We start from the raw sequence: 13,117 nt of genomic DNA on the forward strand, positions 1-13,117 counted from the left end.
CGCAGCCCACTGGTACGGTCGGCAGGTGATCGTCGAGGAACACTGGTGGAACGGGGACGCGACCGCGCGTGGTCGCCGCGACGTGTACATCCGCACCGATGGTCAGCGCTGGGAGGTGCAGGCGCAGATCGGTGGTGAGCACGGCCGGTCGGAGGTGCTGGAGTGCTCCAGCCGCAGCTCCGCCGCGATCCTGGCGGACGCGTGGCGGGGTGGCGGCAAGGGCTGGCGGGAGCTGCGGCACTGACCGATCCGCCGGCGGCCGCAGGCCCGCCGTACCCTGCGCCGGGGCTTCTGGAGGGCGGGCGATGAGGCAGCGTGACCGGCCGGCCCGGGCGTGGCCCGCGGCGGCGCTGGCCGCGCTGGCCCTGCTCCTGGCCCCCGACGTGGCGGCGGCGGCGCCGGCGGGGCCCGGTGCTCCGCTCTGTGAGGTACGCGACCGTCGGCTCAACGAGTTGTCCGGGCTGGGCGTGGTCGGCGACGGGTTCGTCGCGGTCGACGACGGCTCGGACGACGAGTCGCACCGGCGGATCTTCTTCCTGGACGCCGACTGCTCGGTGACCCGGGCGGTGCGCTACCCCACGCCGCCACGGGACACCGAGGACCTGGCCGTCGGCCCCGACGGCACCGTCTGGGTGGCCGACATCGGCGACAACGACCGGGACCGGCAGACCGTCGGGGTGTGGCGGCTGCGCCCCGGTGCGAGCCGGCCGGTGCTGTACCGGATGGCCTATCCGGACCGGGCGCACGACGCCGAGGCGATGCTGATGACCGGCGACGGCCGGCCGTTGGTCGTCACCAAGTCCACCGGCACCCTGTACGCGCCGGCCACGCCGCTGCGGGCCGGCGGCATCACCCCGCTGGTGAAGCTCGGGGAGGTGCGGTTGCCCTCGACGACCACGCGCAACCCGTTCTCGTTCGTCGGACGGACCCTGATCACCGGCGCCGCCACCGCCCCGGACGGGAAGCGGGTGGTCCTGCGCACGTACGCCGACGCCTTCGAGTTCGACGTGCCCGACGGCGACGTGGTCCGGGCGTTGACCACCGGTACGCCGCGTGGCACGCCGTTGCCCGACGAGCCGCAGGGCGAGTCGGTCGCCTACGGCCGCGACGGCCGCTCGCTGCTCACCGTCTCGGAGAGCGCCGGTGAGCCGGCCGGTGACCTCCCGGTGATCCGCCGGTACGCGTTGTCGACGTCCGGCGGGGTCACCACCCCCACCGGCTCCGCGGCCACCACCGGCTCCGCGGCCACCACCGGCTCCGCCGAGGCCACCGCCGCCACCGTGGCGGCGGCGGACGGCTCACGCGCCCGGGAGCGGGGTTCCGTGGGCTTCGGCGTCGCGGCCGCGCTCGGGCTCGGCGTCTTCGCGCTTGGGCTGGCCGGCGTGCTGCGCGCCCGCCGCTCCGCCCCCCGCTGACCAGCACCTGACCGGCGCCCGCCACTCACCGGCCGGGCCGCCCGGCCGGCGGGGCCGGCGGTCAGCCGGCGGCGCCCGCGTCCGGCTCGGCGGCCCGCCGGCCGGTGCGGGTCGCGTACGCCCGGCGCATCTTCACCCAGTTGCCGCAGCCCGCCATCGAGCACCAGCGACGGGCCTGGTTGCGGGAGGCGTCGTAGTACGCCCAGCGGCAGGTGTCCCGGTCGCAGACCTTGAGCCGGTTCCAGGCGCCGGTCGCGTCGCAGCGGCGGACGGCGTCGACCAGCCGGGCGAGCGCGTGGTCGAGCGGCGCGTCGCGGGCGGCGGCGAGGTGGTGGGCGTCGGCGGTGAAGGCGAGCCGGACGGGCACCTCGGCCAGGGCCCGGTTGAGGCGGTCGAGCACGGCCGGATCGGTGGCGTGGCCGGCGTGGGCGAGCAGCACCGCGCGCAACCCCTCCCGGATCGCCAGCGCCAGCGCCAGGTCGGCTGCCGCCAGCCGGGTGCCCGCCGGCAGGAGTTCCCGCCGCGCGAGCCAGTCGCCCAGCCGGTCCGGCGTGGTCAGGGACTCGTCGTCGACCTGCGGTTCGTAGCTGTTGACGAAGTCGCGTACCAGCCGCGCCTCGGGTGGGACGGCCTCTTCCTCGTTCATCGACGCCCCTCCGTTCCACACCAGCGTAATGCCTTGACAGGTGTGACTGCCCTCTGCGAGGGTCCGGAGTACACCACCTAAAGAGCTTTGCCGGTGTGAGAAGGCGGGGGAGCCGGTCATGCCCACCACGCTCAAGGACGTCGCGCGGCTCGCCGAGGTCTCGATCAAGACCGTGTCCAACGTCGTCAACGACTACCCGCATGTCAGCGACGCCGTTCGCAGCCGGGTCCGGGCCGCGCTCGCCGAACTCGACTACCGGCCCAACCCGACCGCCCGTCAGCTGCGTACCGGCCGCACCGGGATGCTGGCCCTCGTGCTCTCCGGCGGCGGGCCCGCCTGCCCCGACGGGCTCGCCGGTGAGGTGGCCGCGGCGGCGGCGGAGCGGGGCTATCGGGTCGTCGTCGAGGAGGCCGACGCGCTCGCCCGGGAGCTGCGCCCGGCCCCGGTCGACGGGGTCCTGCTCGGCGCGGACGGCCGGCCACCCGGGCCGGCCGGGACGCCCGTGGTGCTGCTCGGCGGGACCGGCGACGGGCGGCGCGACCTGGTCGCGGTGGACCATGCCCGGGCGGCCGAGGACGCCACCGCGCACCTGCTGCGCGCCGGCTGCCGGCGGGTCGCCGCGATCGGGCTGGAGCTCGACGGCCCCGGCGGGACCACGCCTCCGTACGTCCTCGGCTACCGGCGGGCCCTCGACCGGGCCGGGCTGGCGCCACCCGCCGGCCCTCCGCATCCCACCGGCCGGCACCGGCGGGCCGAGGGCTACCGCGCCGCGCGGGCGCTCCTCGCCGACGCGGCACGCCCCGACGGGGTGGTCTGCGCCTCGGACCCGCTGGCCATCGGCGCGATGCGCGCGGCGTTCGACCTCGGCCTGCGGGTGCCGGAGGACGTCGCGGTGATCGGCATGGGCGACAGCGAGGAGGGCCGCTTCTACCGGCCGGCGCTGAGCAGCGTCTCCGTCGACACCGCCCGCCTGGCCCGGGAGGCCGTGGCGCGGATCGTGGCCCGGATCGCCCGGCCGGGCGCCCCTGCGGCGCGGATCACCGTGGCGCACTCCGTTCGAGTCCGGGCGAGCACGGGGGGCTGACCGGCGGGGTCCGGGTACCGGCCGTCCGCAGGCACCGGCGGATGACGGACGGCAGCGCCAGCCCCGCGGTCGTGAAGATCGCGGCCAGCCCGAGCCAGCCCGGTACGCCCCCGCCCAGCACCAGGGCGGTGAGCAGCGGTGGCGCCACCAGATTGCCGATCTGCCGCCCGGTCTGGTGGGCGCCCTGGTACTGCCCCTGGGCCCAGGGCGGCGGCAGGTCGAAGATCACCGCGAAGGTCGCGCTGGCCAGCCAGAGCTCGCCGAGCACGTGCACCGTCGCGCCGGTGAGCACCAGCGCGACGACCAGCCCGTCCGGGCGGTGCGCGGTCAGCCCGAACAGCACGCACGACGCGGCCACCACGAGGGCGCCCCGCCGGGCGACCGGGATCGCGTCGGTGGCCGTGCGGGTGCCCCGGGAGGCCCGGACCTGAAGCGTCACGCAGCCGACGGTGTTGATCAGCAGCGCGGCCGACACCAGCGTCACCGGGGCGGTGGTGAAGGTGACCAGCCACAGCGGCAGGGCCAGGCTGAGCAGGGCGTTGTAGAGCGCCGCCACCAGCCCGTCCAGCGCGGCGAAGGCGAGGAACGGCCGGTCCCGCAGGGCCACCATGGCCGGTCCGCCCGCCGGCGCGGCGACCGGGTCGACGTCGGGGAGCCGGCGGACGATGCCGGCCGCCAGCAGGTAGGTGGCCGCGTTGCCGAACAGCACCGCGAGGTAGCCGGCCCGGGTGTCCAGGGCCAGCGGGAGGCTGCCAACCAGCGCGCCGAGTGCCACACCGGCGTTGTTGGCCGAGCGGACGAAGGCCCGGGTGCGGACCCGGTCCGGCGGTGGCACGGCGCCGGCGATCAGCGCGCCGTTGGCCGCCTTCACCGTTCCGTCGCCGACGGCGAGCAGGCAGGCGAGCGGAACGAAGGACCACAGCCCGTCGACCCGGGTCAGCCCGGCGAAGCAGGCGGCGGAGAGAAGCAGGGCCAGGATCTGGACCTGTTTCGGGCCCCGCCGGTCGGCGAGGTGGCCCATCGGGGTGGTGAGCACGACCCCGGCGAGGGCCGCGCTGCTCAGCCCGATGGCGACCTGGGCGGCGCTCAGCCCGACCGACCGGGTGAGGAAGAGCGTGCCGGTGGCCAGGTAGGCGCCGTTGCCGAAGGTGTTGACCAGCGTCGCCGCCATCAGGATCCGCGGCGTGCCGGGTGGGGGGAGCAGCGAGCGGATCACCTCCCCGATTTAACAGTACGTACGTACGGTATGCAATAGTCGCCGAGTTCCTCGCGACGCGCGAAATTCCGCCGGGGGAGGCAACCGGCGCCCGGGGTCCCGCGTGACTAGGGGTACGACAGGCCCGGGAGGGTCGGAGGGGGCAGATGTTGTCACGCGAGGACAGCTTCGACGGTTTCTACCGGGCGAGCCGACAACGGCTCTACGACTGCGTGTACGCACTCACCGGCAACGCGGCCGAGGCGCAGGACGCGGTGCACGAGGCGTACGCCCGGGCCTGGCAGCGCTGGTCGACCGTCGGCGAGTACGCCGACCCGGAGGCCTGGGTGCGTACGGTCGCCCGCCGGGTGGCGGTGAGCCGCTGGCGCCGGGCCCGTTCGGCGTGGACCGCCCACCGCCGGCACGGCCCGCCACCGGACGTTCCCGGCCCCAACCCGGACGCCGTGGTGCTGACCGAGGCGCTGGCCCGGCTGCCGATCGCCCAGCGCACCGCGGTGGTGCTCCACCACCTGGTCGGCCTGCCGGTGGCCGAGGTGGCCCGGGAGACCGGCGTGCCCGAGGGCACCGTCAAGGCCCGCCTGTCCCGGGGACGGCGGGCGCTGGCCGACCTGATCGAGGAGACCCCTGCGGAGGCGCACCATGTCTGACGGATTCGAGCGCGGCTTCGAGTCGCTGCGCGGACAGCAGCCACCCGCGCCGTTCGCCAACCCCTCGGCGGTACGCCGCCGTGGCCGGCAACGCGCCCGGCACCAGGCGCTCGCCGCCGGCCTGGCCGTGGTCGCCGTGGTCGGGGTCGGCTTCGGCTGGGCCGCGAACGTCCGACCGGTCGGCAACCCGGTGACCCCCGCCCCGGCGGCCACCTCGACGACCGCGGCGCCGCTGACCGCCCCACCCACCGACCCGCCCAGCCTCGCCCCGACCGTCTCCGGTGCGCCGGAGCCGAAGCCGAGCCGGCCGTTCGTCCCCTCACCCGAGCCGGACGCCGGCCCGCCGCACCGGGCCGGGCTGTTGCTCCGCCCGAACGACCTCGGCCCCGGTGACTGGATCGAGCGCGCGCCGCAGGAGCCGTTCGAGGGCGACACCTGGCGGTGGGCGGACCTCTGCCCGGCGTACCGCAGCGCGGACTATCCGTCGCTGAGGCACCAGGCCGACGTGGACCTCACCGGGTACGCCGCCGGAAGGAGCTACGTCTACGAACACCTGCACCGGTACGCCGACGGCTGGGGGAAGCGCGCGTACGCCGACGTCATGGCCGCGCTCACCCGGTGCGGCGCCACGGCCGCCCCGAAGACACCGCCGCGACCGCCGTCGGTCGAGCCCGGGGGAGTTGCGCCGACCACCTACACGATCCTCGAGAGCGGTCCGCTGGGGAACCAGGCCGGCGGGGGAGAGGCCATCCTGGTCCGCGAGGAACAGTGGGGCTACGACGGCGACGTGCCGGCCAAGGAGCCGTTCGTGACGCTGACCGCCGTGGTCCGGGTCGGCGACCTGGTCGCGACGCTGATGTTCTCGCCGGACCGCGACCAGAAGTACGTCAACAGGGTGGTCAGGACGACGGCGACCCGGCTGACGGCGGGCTAGCGGATCACGAGCCGAGGTAGCGCAGGATCGCCAGGACGCGGCGGCTGTAGCCGGTGGCGTGGGACAGGTCGAGCTTGTCGAAAATGATGTTGACGTGCTTCTCGACCGCACTCTGTGAGACATGCAGCCGCTCGGCGACGGCGGCGTTGGTGTGTCCCTGGGCCATGTGGTGCAGCACGTCGCGTTCCCGCGGGGTGAGGCGGCTGAGCGGGTCGGTGTGGCGGGTCGAGGAGATGAGCTGCCGGACGACCTCGGGGTCGAGCGCGGTGGAGCCGGCGGCGACTCGGTCCAGCGCGTCGAGGAAGTCCTCGACCTGGGCCACCCGGTCCTTCAGTACGTAGCCGACGCCTTCGGACCGGTCGGCGAGGAGCTGGGCGGCGTACCGCTTCTCGACGTACTGGGACAGGACGAGTACGGCGGTGTCGGGCCACCGGCGGCGGATCTCCAGTGCGGCCCGCAGCCCGTCGTCGGTGTTGGTGGGCGGCATCCGCACGTCGGTGACCACGGCGTCGGGGTGATGCCGCTCGACGGCGGTGACGAGGCGGTCGGCGTCCGCGACGGCGGCGACCACCTCGTGTCCCTCGTCGGCCAGCAGGCGGACCAGTCCTTCGCGGAGCAGGGTCGAGTCTTCGGCGAGGACTATCCGCACGGCAGTTCCGCCCGGACAGTCGTGGGGCCACCGGGTGGGCTGTCCAGGTCGAACCGGCCGTCCAGCGCCACTACCCGACGGGCGATGCCCTGCAGGCCGCTGCCCTGCGGGTCGGCGCCGCCGGTGCCGTCGTCGCCCACCCGCATCTCGATTCTTCCGTCCCGCGCCTCGATCGCGACGGTGATCAGGGTAGCCGAGGCGTGCTTCGTGGCGTTGGTGATCGCCTCGCACGCGACGAAGTACAGGACGGTCTCGACCGGACGAGCCGGCCGGACCGGGACCTCGTAGCTGATCCGCACCGGTGTCGTGGACCGTTGCGCGACCATGCCCAGCACCTCGTCCAGTGTGGTGTGGTCGAGTGCGGCCGGGTAGACCCGCCAGGCCACCTCTCGCAACTCGTCGACGGCCCGTTGGGTGACCTCGTGTGCCTGGGTGAGAAGTTCGCGGGCCTGGTCGGGGTCGCGGGTGCGGCGGGCTCGACCGACCAGCATGCCGAGGGCGACCAGGTGCTGTTGCAACCCGTCGTGGAGGTCGCGTTCGATGCGTTGGCGTTCGGCGTCGACGGCGGCGATGACGCCGGCCCGGCTGACGGCCAGCTCGCTGATCCGCCGTTGCAGCGCGTCCCGGGTGCTCGTCTCCAGCAGGCTCCGGGCCAGGGCCCGGTCGAGTGTGGCGACGCCGGCCATCGCTTGCAGGTTCACGATCAGCAGCACCGTCCCGATGAGCAGCTGCAGCAGAAGTCCGGTCACGGTCATGGTGCCGGCGACGAACGATCGCACCACGATCACGGCGAGTACGGCGCCGACCAGGAGCAGGCCGGTGGTGAGCATCGCGAGCGTCGCCGGCACGACCCGTGCGGCGAGATAGCCGAAGACCCGCGGCCCGCTCGCCCGGATCGGGGGTGGGGCCGGTTCGTCGGACGTGACGGCCAGGCGTCGCCGCTCCCAGTCGGCGATCCGCCGCGCGTATCGAACGATGCGAGCGCCGAGGCGGCGACGAACCAGCGGCGCCGGCGACACCGCGACCACGGCGACCGCCGCGACGAGCAGGAACAGCACCTCGGCCACGGCGGTGGGGACACCGAGCGCCACGCCCGCGACGGACCGGCTCCAGCGGGCGACGCCGACGGCCCGTGACCACCGGCCGTCCGTCGTCAGCTCCGCCATCGACGCTCCCTCCACGGCTCCTCGTCCCGACCCGCCGTCACCGGCCGTCCTCCGGCCGGCGCGCGACTCCGTAGACGGTGCCGCGTACCGGGTGGACCGGGTTCGTCTCCGGCACCGGTCGCCTCCGGCGCGCCACGACCACGCGCGAGGTGACGAACCAGGCCAGCGCAAGTACGCAGACTACGACGACGATCTTCTGGAACACGCCGACGTACGCCTCGACGACGTGCCAGTTCTCCCCGAGCAGGTAGCCGGCCATCACGAACGCCGTGTTCCAGATCAGACTGCCCAGGGTGGTGTAGAGCAGAAACGTGGCCATCGGCATCCGCTCCACCCCGGCCGGGACGGAGATCAGGCTACGGAAGATGGGGATCATCCGACCGAGGAAGACGGTCTTCGTCCCGTGTCGAGCGAACCATGCCTCCGTCCGGTCGATGTCGCTCAGCTTGACCAGCGGCAGCCGCGCGGCGATCGCCCGGACCCGGTCCCGCCCGAACGCAATGCCCACACCGTAGAGGGCCACCGCACCCACCACCGAGCCGATCGTGGTCCAGACGATCGCGGCGAACAGGCTCATCTCGCCCCGGCTGGCGGTGAACCCCGCCAGCGGCAGGATCACCTCGCTCGGGATCGGCGGGAAGAGGTTCTCCAGTGCCACCGCCAGGCCGGCGCCGGGAGCACCGAGCGAGTCCATCAGATCGATCACCAGGCCGACCAGGCCGCCCTGTGGCGGGTCCGGCTCCCGGGTGAGCAGGTTGGTGTACGTCAGGCTGTGCGGCGAAGGAAACATGCCGACGACGCTATGGAAGTGACGCGGCCCCGAACATGAGGTCGACCGCCGAGTTCAGCCGGCCGTCCCCACCACGGAGCTGTGGAGAACCACACCCCAGTCCTGCCGCCGGCCAACCTCGACGACCAGACCGGCGGTCGCTCGTTGAACGGTGGCAACCACCCGCGGCGCCGGGTCGGGCCGCCGTGCCGCGGGCGGCCGCCGGACCGGCGCGGGCACCTCTTCCCTGGAGGTCACCGTGTACCACCATCCCGCGCGCGTCTTCGCCCGCATCGGCGGTGACGGGCCCGCCCCGCCACCCCGGACGGTCCTCGGCCGGGCCGTCGTCCTCGGCGCCAGCATGGCCGGTCTGCTGGCCGCCCGGGTCCTCGCCGACAACGCCGAGAGCGTGCTGGTCCTCGACCGCGACGACCTCCCGCCGGACGCGCGGCCCCGGGCCGGGGTGCCGCAGGGCACCCAGATGCACGTGCTGCTCCCCGCCGGCCGGCAGCAGATCGAACGCTGGTTCCCCGGCTTCTCCCGGGAGGCGCTCGTCGAGGGGGCGGTGCTGGTCACCGCCGAGTCCCGGCGCACCTACCACGACGGGCGGCGCAAGGTCCGCGGCTCCGACGTGGACATGGTCGCCGCCAGCCGCCCCTTCATCGAGGCGCTGCTCCGCCGGCACACCCTGGAGCTGCCGAACGTCACGTTCGCCCACCAGCGGGCGACCGGCCTGGAGATCGGTGGCGGCGCGGTCACCGGGGTACGCCACGACGGCGGCACGGTCCCCGCCGACTTCGTGGTGGACGCGACCGGCCGGTCCAGTCGGCTCGGCGACTGGCTGGAGCAGGCCGGTTGGGAACGCCCACCGATGCGCCGGCTGGCCATCGGGCTGAACTACGCCACGGCGCTGTTCCGGCGTACCGAGGAGCACCCGGTGCCGAATGCCGTGCTGGCCGGGTGCAGCCCCGAGCGCGGCGGGGACGTGGCCGGCGCGGGACTGTCCGCCATCGAGGACGACCGGTGGATCGTGATGCTCGGCGGCTACGGCCACTGCCGGCCCGGACGGGACCTGGACGACCTCCTGCGCCGCTGCCGGGAGGACTTCCCGCCGGAGTTCGGCCGGGTGGTGCGCAACGAGCCGATCGGCCCGGTCCGCGTCTATCGGCAGGCCGACAGCCGGCGGCGGGACTTCCACCGGCTCGCCCGGCTGCCCGGTGGCCTGGTGGCCGTCGGGGACGCCGTCGCCTCGTTCAACCCGATCTACGGCCAGGGCATGTCGTCGGCCGGGCTGCACGCCTCCTGCCTGTCGGCGTACCTCCGCTCGGGCGCGGACCCCCGCCGTCCGGCGCGGGGGTTCTTCGCCCTGCAACGGGTGGTCGTGGACGCCGCGTGGGACATGTCCACCTCGGCCGACCTGGCCCGGCCCTCGGTCACCGCGCCCCGGCCGCGCGGCTACCGGCTGTCCCGCTGGGTGAGCAACCAGATCGTCGCCGCCTCGGTCACCGACCCGACGATCGCCCGGCGCTTCGACGCCGTAGTGGAGATGCGCAGCCATCCCCGCTCGCTGGCCAGCCCCGCGGTGCTGGCCCGCGCGGTCCGGGTCAACGCGATCCGGCCGCGCTGACCACGCCGTGTCCCACCCCACCGGTACGGTCCGCGCATGGTCACCGTCGCCGACGTACGGGCCCTGGCGCTCACCCTGCCCCGCAGCACCGAGCACCTGATCCGGGACCGGGTCAAGTTCCGGGTGGGTGCGATCGTCTACGTCGCGTTCTCCCGCGACGAGACCAGCATGGGTTTCGCGTACCCCCGGGAGGAGCGCGACGCGCTGGTCGACGCCGAGCCGGAGCTGTTCTGCCGGCCCGGCGCGGCGGACCTGCGCTTCAACTGGGCGTGCTGCCGCCTCGATCGGCTCGGCCACGACCGGATGACCGAGCTGGTCTGCGAGGCGTGGCGGATGGTGGTGCCGAAGTTCCTGGCCCGGCAGCGGCTGGGCGCCTGACGGGTTTGCGCCGGCTTCCTACCGTCGGCGACATGACGACGCCGCGCCTGTCGTGCCCGCTGTGCCGGGGCACCGACTTCCAGCAGGAGACCGCCCGCCAGGACAGCCGTTGGGGGCTGACCAGCCACCGGATGACGCTGATGATCTGCCGCCGCTGCCGCTATGTGCTGCACTTCTACGACAAGCACAGCATCTTCGACTTCGACTGACCGTCGACCCCAAGCGGCGCGGCCCTCGACCGCCGGTCAGGGCTTGCGGGCCAGCCCCGCCCAGTAGTACGCGGCCCGTGGGTCGGCGGGCGGATCCCCGTCCGGGCGCCACGCCATCACCGGCGTGAGCCCCGGCTCGACGAACTCCCAGCCGTCGAAGAAGCGCTCGACCTCGCCGCGGGTGCGCGCCACCAGCGTCATGCCGGCCTGCCGGGCGGCGGCCACCGCCACGCCCACCGCCTCCGGGTTGAAGTCCTGGGTGGGGTGGGTGATCGCCAGGTAGCTGCCGGACGGCAGGGCCTCGGTCAGCGCCCGCAGCGTGCCGGCCGGGTCGTCCTCGTCGGCGATCAGCATCAGGATGGCGATCAGGGTGAGCGCCACCGGCTTCGTCAGGTCGAGGGTGTCGGTGAGCACGGGGTGCTCCAGGATGCTGCGTGGCTCGCGCAGGTCCGCGTCGACGTACGCGCTGCGCCCCTGCGGGGTGCTCACCATCAGCGCCCGCGAGTGGGCCAGCACCACCGGGTCGTTGTCGACGTAGACCACCCGGGTCTCCGGGGCGATCGACTGGGCGACCTCGTGCAGGTTGGGCCGGGTGGGAATGCCCGCGCCGACGTCCAGGAACTGCCGGATGCCCTGCTCGGCGACCAGGTGCCGGGCCACCCGGTGCACGAACCGCCGGTTCTCCTTGGCCATCGCCGGGAGGGTCGGGATCGCCTCGGTCATCGCCGCGCCCATGGCCCGGTCGGCCGCGAAGTTGTCCTTGCCGCCCAGCCAGAAGTCGTAGACCCGCGCCGAGTGCGGCACGGTGGCGTCCACGGCGGGGGTCCCCGCCTCCCTGAGCTGCTGTCCGTCCTCGGTCACGACTGCTCCCTCCATCAGCGCTCCACAGTAGAGGACGCGCGGCTGGGACGGGGTCACGTATCTGTCGAGTCCGCTGCACCCATGCCATCGGTCGCCCCCGGGGGAGGGGGGGGCTGGCCGGCTGGCCGCGATACGCCTGCGGCGCCGGTGGAACGGACAGCGGCACCCTCTACTATGGTCACGGGGCCTACCACGCCGTACCCGTCGGTGGCGGGTCAGGTCGACCTGGGGAGGTCTCGTGACGGCATCGTCCACGCCGGAGGCGCACGTGGGTCGGGGCGCCGACCGGATCGACACCACGGTCGTGCACCCGGCCCGCCGCTACAACTACTGGCTCGGCGGCAAGGACAACTTCGCCGTCGACCGGGAGTCCGGCGACCAGATCGCGGCCGTCTACCCGGGCATCCGGACCCTCGCCCGGGAGAACCGGGCGTTCCTCGGCCGGGCGGTGCGCTTCCTCACCGAGGAGGCGGGCATCCGCCAGTTCCTCGACATCGGCACCGGCATCCCGAGCGCCGACAACACCCACGAGGTGGCCCAGGCGGTGGCCCCCGATTCCCGGGTGGTGTATGTCGACAACGACCCCATGGTGCTGGTGCACGCCCGGGCGCTGCTGACCAGCGCCCCGGACGGGGCGACCGCCTACCTCGACGCCGACCTGCGGGAGCCGGAGCGGATCCTCGCCGACCCGCAGCTGCACGCCACCCTCGACCTGACCCGACCGGTGGCCCTGGTGCTGGTCGCGGTCGCGCACTTCCTGACCGACGACGACCGTCCGCACGAGATGGTCGCCACGCTGCTCGACGCGTTGCCGTCGGGCAGTTGGCTGGTGCTGACCCACTTCACCACCGACCACATCCCTCCCGCGATCGTCGAGCGGATGTACGCCGAGTTCGCGTCCGGCCGGATGAAGCAGGACACCGTTCCGCGTACCGGTGCGGAGTTCGCCCGGTTCTTCACCGGGCTTGAGCTCGCCGAGCCGGGGATCGTCCCGGTCACCGAGTGGCGGCCGCAGGTGCCGGCGGACCAGCGTCCCGCGCTGGCCGAGGCGTCCATCTACGGCGCGGTCGCCCGCAAGCCCTGACCCGCCGCTGCGCCGACCGGGCCGACCCGAACGGCAGGGCGGCGCGCCGCCCGCCGTTCGCGTACCGGCAGGGTCAGCCGGCCCCGCCGGCGGACCACTCGACGCTCACCGTGAAGTTGGCCTCCGCCGCCGTCCGCGCCACCACCACGCCGGCCTCGGCGGTGAGCTTGACCCCGAACTCGACCGTCACCTTGTCCGGGGCGCTGGCCATGCCGCGGACGCTGTCCAGGACCGCCTCGGCCGCCGGGCGGACCCGGGCGAGCGCCTGTTGCAGGGTCTCGTTGGCGTCCCGGACCACGTCGCCGGCGCGGCCGACCCGTTCGATGCCCGTGCGCTCGCTGGAGACCTCGATGAGGACGGGCTCGGCACCCTCCACCGGCACCGCCACGACGTCTGTCATCCACCACTCCCGTCGACCCGATGAGCACTACC

16 protein-coding genes are annotated in these 13,117 nt (G+C 74.2%); 9 read left to right on the forward strand and 7 right to left on the reverse strand.

All coding sequences use genetic code 11. From position 1 onward, the window contains the following. Positions 1–25 precede the first annotated feature (25 nt). Both GA0070564_RS17730 and GA0070564_RS17735 read left to right on the forward strand, forming a co-directional pair. Positions 26–244: a hypothetical protein gene (locus GA0070564_RS17730; RefSeq protein ID WP_091609791.1), complete on the forward strand. Its 219-nt coding sequence runs from the start codon at positions 26–28 to the stop codon at positions 242–244. Between the two features lie 61 nt (positions 245–305). Then, a complete protein-coding gene (locus GA0070564_RS17735; RefSeq protein ID WP_091609792.1) occupies positions 306–1,415 on the forward strand; it encodes an NHL repeat-containing protein in 1,110 nt (369 codons plus the stop codon). A 61-nt stretch (positions 1,416–1,476) separates the two neighbouring features. Here the strand turns inward: GA0070564_RS17735 and GA0070564_RS17740 are convergent, their stop codons facing one another. Then, positions 1,477–2,061, reverse strand: coding sequence for a CGNR zinc finger domain-containing protein (locus GA0070564_RS17740; RefSeq protein ID WP_091609793.1), 585 nt, complete (start codon positions 2,059–2,061; stop codon positions 1,477–1,479). Positions 2,062–2,179: 118 nt separating this feature from the next. Here GA0070564_RS17740 and GA0070564_RS17745 point away from each other — a divergent pair, with 118 nt between their 5' ends. Next, positions 2,180–3,145, forward strand: a complete 966-nt coding sequence (locus GA0070564_RS17745) for a LacI family DNA-binding transcriptional regulator (RefSeq protein ID WP_091609794.1) — start codon at positions 2,180–2,182, stop codon at positions 3,143–3,145. Here GA0070564_RS17745 and GA0070564_RS17750 read toward each other — a convergent pair. After that, the gene (locus tag GA0070564_RS17750) at positions 3,099–4,361 is read right to left on the reverse strand and encodes an MFS transporter (RefSeq protein WP_245670093.1); all 1,263 of its coding nucleotides are present in this window, start codon (positions 4,359–4,361) and stop codon (positions 3,099–3,101) included. The genes GA0070564_RS17745 and GA0070564_RS17750 overlap by 47 nt on opposite strands. 146 nt (positions 4,362–4,507) lie before the next feature. Between GA0070564_RS17750 and GA0070564_RS17755 the strand changes: the two genes are divergently transcribed. Together GA0070564_RS17755 and GA0070564_RS17760 are read left to right on the forward strand one after the other, a co-directional pair. Continuing rightward, positions 4,508–5,008, forward strand: coding sequence for a SigE family RNA polymerase sigma factor (locus tag GA0070564_RS17755; RefSeq protein WP_425412493.1), 501 nt, complete (start codon positions 4,508–4,510; stop codon positions 5,006–5,008). Next, positions 5,001–5,942, forward strand: coding sequence for a hypothetical protein (locus GA0070564_RS17760; RefSeq protein ID WP_091609795.1), 942 nt, complete (start codon positions 5,001–5,003; stop codon positions 5,940–5,942). Before GA0070564_RS17755 ends, GA0070564_RS17760 begins: the two co-directional genes overlap by 8 nt. A 4-nt stretch (positions 5,943–5,946) precedes the next feature. Here GA0070564_RS17760 and GA0070564_RS17765 read toward each other — a convergent pair whose 3' ends face one another. Genes GA0070564_RS17765 through GA0070564_RS17775 form a run of 3 tightly spaced genes read right to left on the reverse strand, consistent with a single transcriptional unit; the run spans position 5,947 to position 8,547 of the window. Beyond that, on the reverse strand, positions 5,947–6,591 hold the full coding sequence (locus GA0070564_RS17765; protein ID WP_091609796.1) for a response regulator: 645 nt from the start codon (positions 6,589–6,591) through the stop codon (positions 5,947–5,949). Next, positions 6,582–7,757, reverse strand: a complete 1,176-nt coding sequence (locus GA0070564_RS17770; RefSeq protein ID WP_091609797.1) for a sensor histidine kinase — start codon at positions 7,755–7,757, stop codon at positions 6,582–6,584. Before GA0070564_RS17770 ends, GA0070564_RS17765 begins: the two co-directional genes overlap by 10 nt. A 37-nt stretch (positions 7,758–7,794) precedes the next feature. Next, positions 7,795–8,547 carry a DedA family protein gene (locus GA0070564_RS17775; protein ID WP_091609798.1) on the reverse strand — a complete coding sequence of 251 codons (753 nt, stop codon included), beginning with the start codon at positions 8,545–8,547 and terminating at the stop codon, positions 7,795–7,797. A 238-nt stretch (positions 8,548–8,785) separates the two neighbouring features. On the opposite strand from GA0070564_RS17775, the gene GA0070564_RS17780 reads away from it, so the two are divergent. From GA0070564_RS17780 to GA0070564_RS29395, 3 genes are read left to right on the forward strand one after another with little or no spacing between them, the layout of a single operon-like run. After that, positions 8,786–10,153, forward strand: coding sequence for an FAD-dependent oxidoreductase (locus GA0070564_RS17780; protein WP_245670094.1), 1,368 nt, complete (start codon positions 8,786–8,788; stop codon positions 10,151–10,153). A 36-nt stretch (positions 10,154–10,189) separates the two neighbouring features. After that, entirely contained in the window at positions 10,190–10,531 is a 342-nt protein-coding gene (locus GA0070564_RS17785) for an MmcQ/YjbR family DNA-binding protein (protein WP_091609799.1), read from the forward strand. Positions 10,532–10,563: 32 nt separating this feature from the next. Continuing rightward, complete coding sequence (locus tag GA0070564_RS29395; protein ID WP_176730723.1) at positions 10,564–10,740, forward strand: hypothetical protein; 177 nt, start codon at positions 10,564–10,566, stop codon at positions 10,738–10,740. Between the two features lie 36 nt (positions 10,741–10,776). Here the strand turns inward: GA0070564_RS29395 and GA0070564_RS17790 are convergent, their stop codons facing one another. After that, entirely contained in the window at positions 10,777–11,616 is an 840-nt protein-coding gene (locus tag GA0070564_RS17790) for an SAM-dependent methyltransferase (RefSeq protein WP_091609800.1), read from the reverse strand. 223 nt (positions 11,617–11,839) lie between these two features. Between GA0070564_RS17790 and GA0070564_RS17795 the strand changes: the two genes are divergently transcribed. Continuing rightward, positions 11,840–12,685, forward strand: coding sequence for an SAM-dependent methyltransferase (locus GA0070564_RS17795; RefSeq protein WP_245670095.1), 846 nt, complete (start codon positions 11,840–11,842; stop codon positions 12,683–12,685). A 73-nt stretch (positions 12,686–12,758) separates the two neighbouring features. On the opposite strand, the gene GA0070564_RS17800 is transcribed toward GA0070564_RS17795, so the two are convergent. After that, positions 12,759–13,085: a CU044_2847 family protein gene (locus GA0070564_RS17800; RefSeq protein ID WP_091609802.1), complete on the reverse strand. Its 327-nt coding sequence runs from the start codon at positions 13,083–13,085 to the stop codon at positions 12,759–12,761. Between the last annotated feature and the right edge of the window lie 32 nt (positions 13,086–13,117).

Origin of the sequence: Micromonospora mirobrigensis (assembly GCF_900091555.1) — a bacterium.
Lineage (GTDB): Bacteria > Actinomycetota > Actinomycetes > Mycobacteriales > Micromonosporaceae > Micromonospora > Micromonospora mirobrigensis.

Coding starts and splice junctions, on each gene's coding strand:
- GA0070564_RS17740 (WP_091609793.1), bottom strand. CDS start 2,061: ATGAACGAGGAAGAGGCCGTCCCACCCGAGGCGCGGCTGGTACGCGAC.
- GA0070564_RS17755 (WP_425412493.1), top strand. CDS start 4,508: ATGTTGTCACGCGAGGACAGCTTCGACGGTTTCTACCGGGCGAGCCGA.
- GA0070564_RS17785 (WP_091609799.1), top strand. CDS start 10,190: ATGGTCACCGTCGCCGACGTACGGGCCCTGGCGCTCACCCTGCCCCGC.
- GA0070564_RS17770 (WP_091609797.1), bottom strand. CDS start 7,757: ATGGCGGAGCTGACGACGGACGGCCGGTGGTCACGGGCCGTCGGCGTC.
- GA0070564_RS17775 (WP_091609798.1), bottom strand. CDS start 8,547: ATGTTTCCTTCGCCGCACAGCCTGACGTACACCAACCTGCTCACCCGG.
- GA0070564_RS17735 (WP_091609792.1), top strand. CDS start 306: ATGAGGCAGCGTGACCGGCCGGCCCGGGCGTGGCCCGCGGCGGCGCTG.
- GA0070564_RS17790 (WP_091609800.1), bottom strand. CDS start 11,616: ATGGAGGGAGCAGTCGTGACCGAGGACGGACAGCAGCTCAGGGAGGCG.
- GA0070564_RS29395 (WP_176730723.1), top strand. CDS start 10,564: ATGACGACGCCGCGCCTGTCGTGCCCGCTGTGCCGGGGCACCGACTTC.
- GA0070564_RS17745 (WP_091609794.1), top strand. CDS start 2,180: ATGCCCACCACGCTCAAGGACGTCGCGCGGCTCGCCGAGGTCTCGATC.
- GA0070564_RS17800 (WP_091609802.1), bottom strand. CDS start 13,085: ATGACAGACGTCGTGGCGGTGCCGGTGGAGGGTGCCGAGCCCGTCCTC.
- GA0070564_RS17760 (WP_091609795.1), top strand. CDS start 5,001: ATGTCTGACGGATTCGAGCGCGGCTTCGAGTCGCTGCGCGGACAGCAG.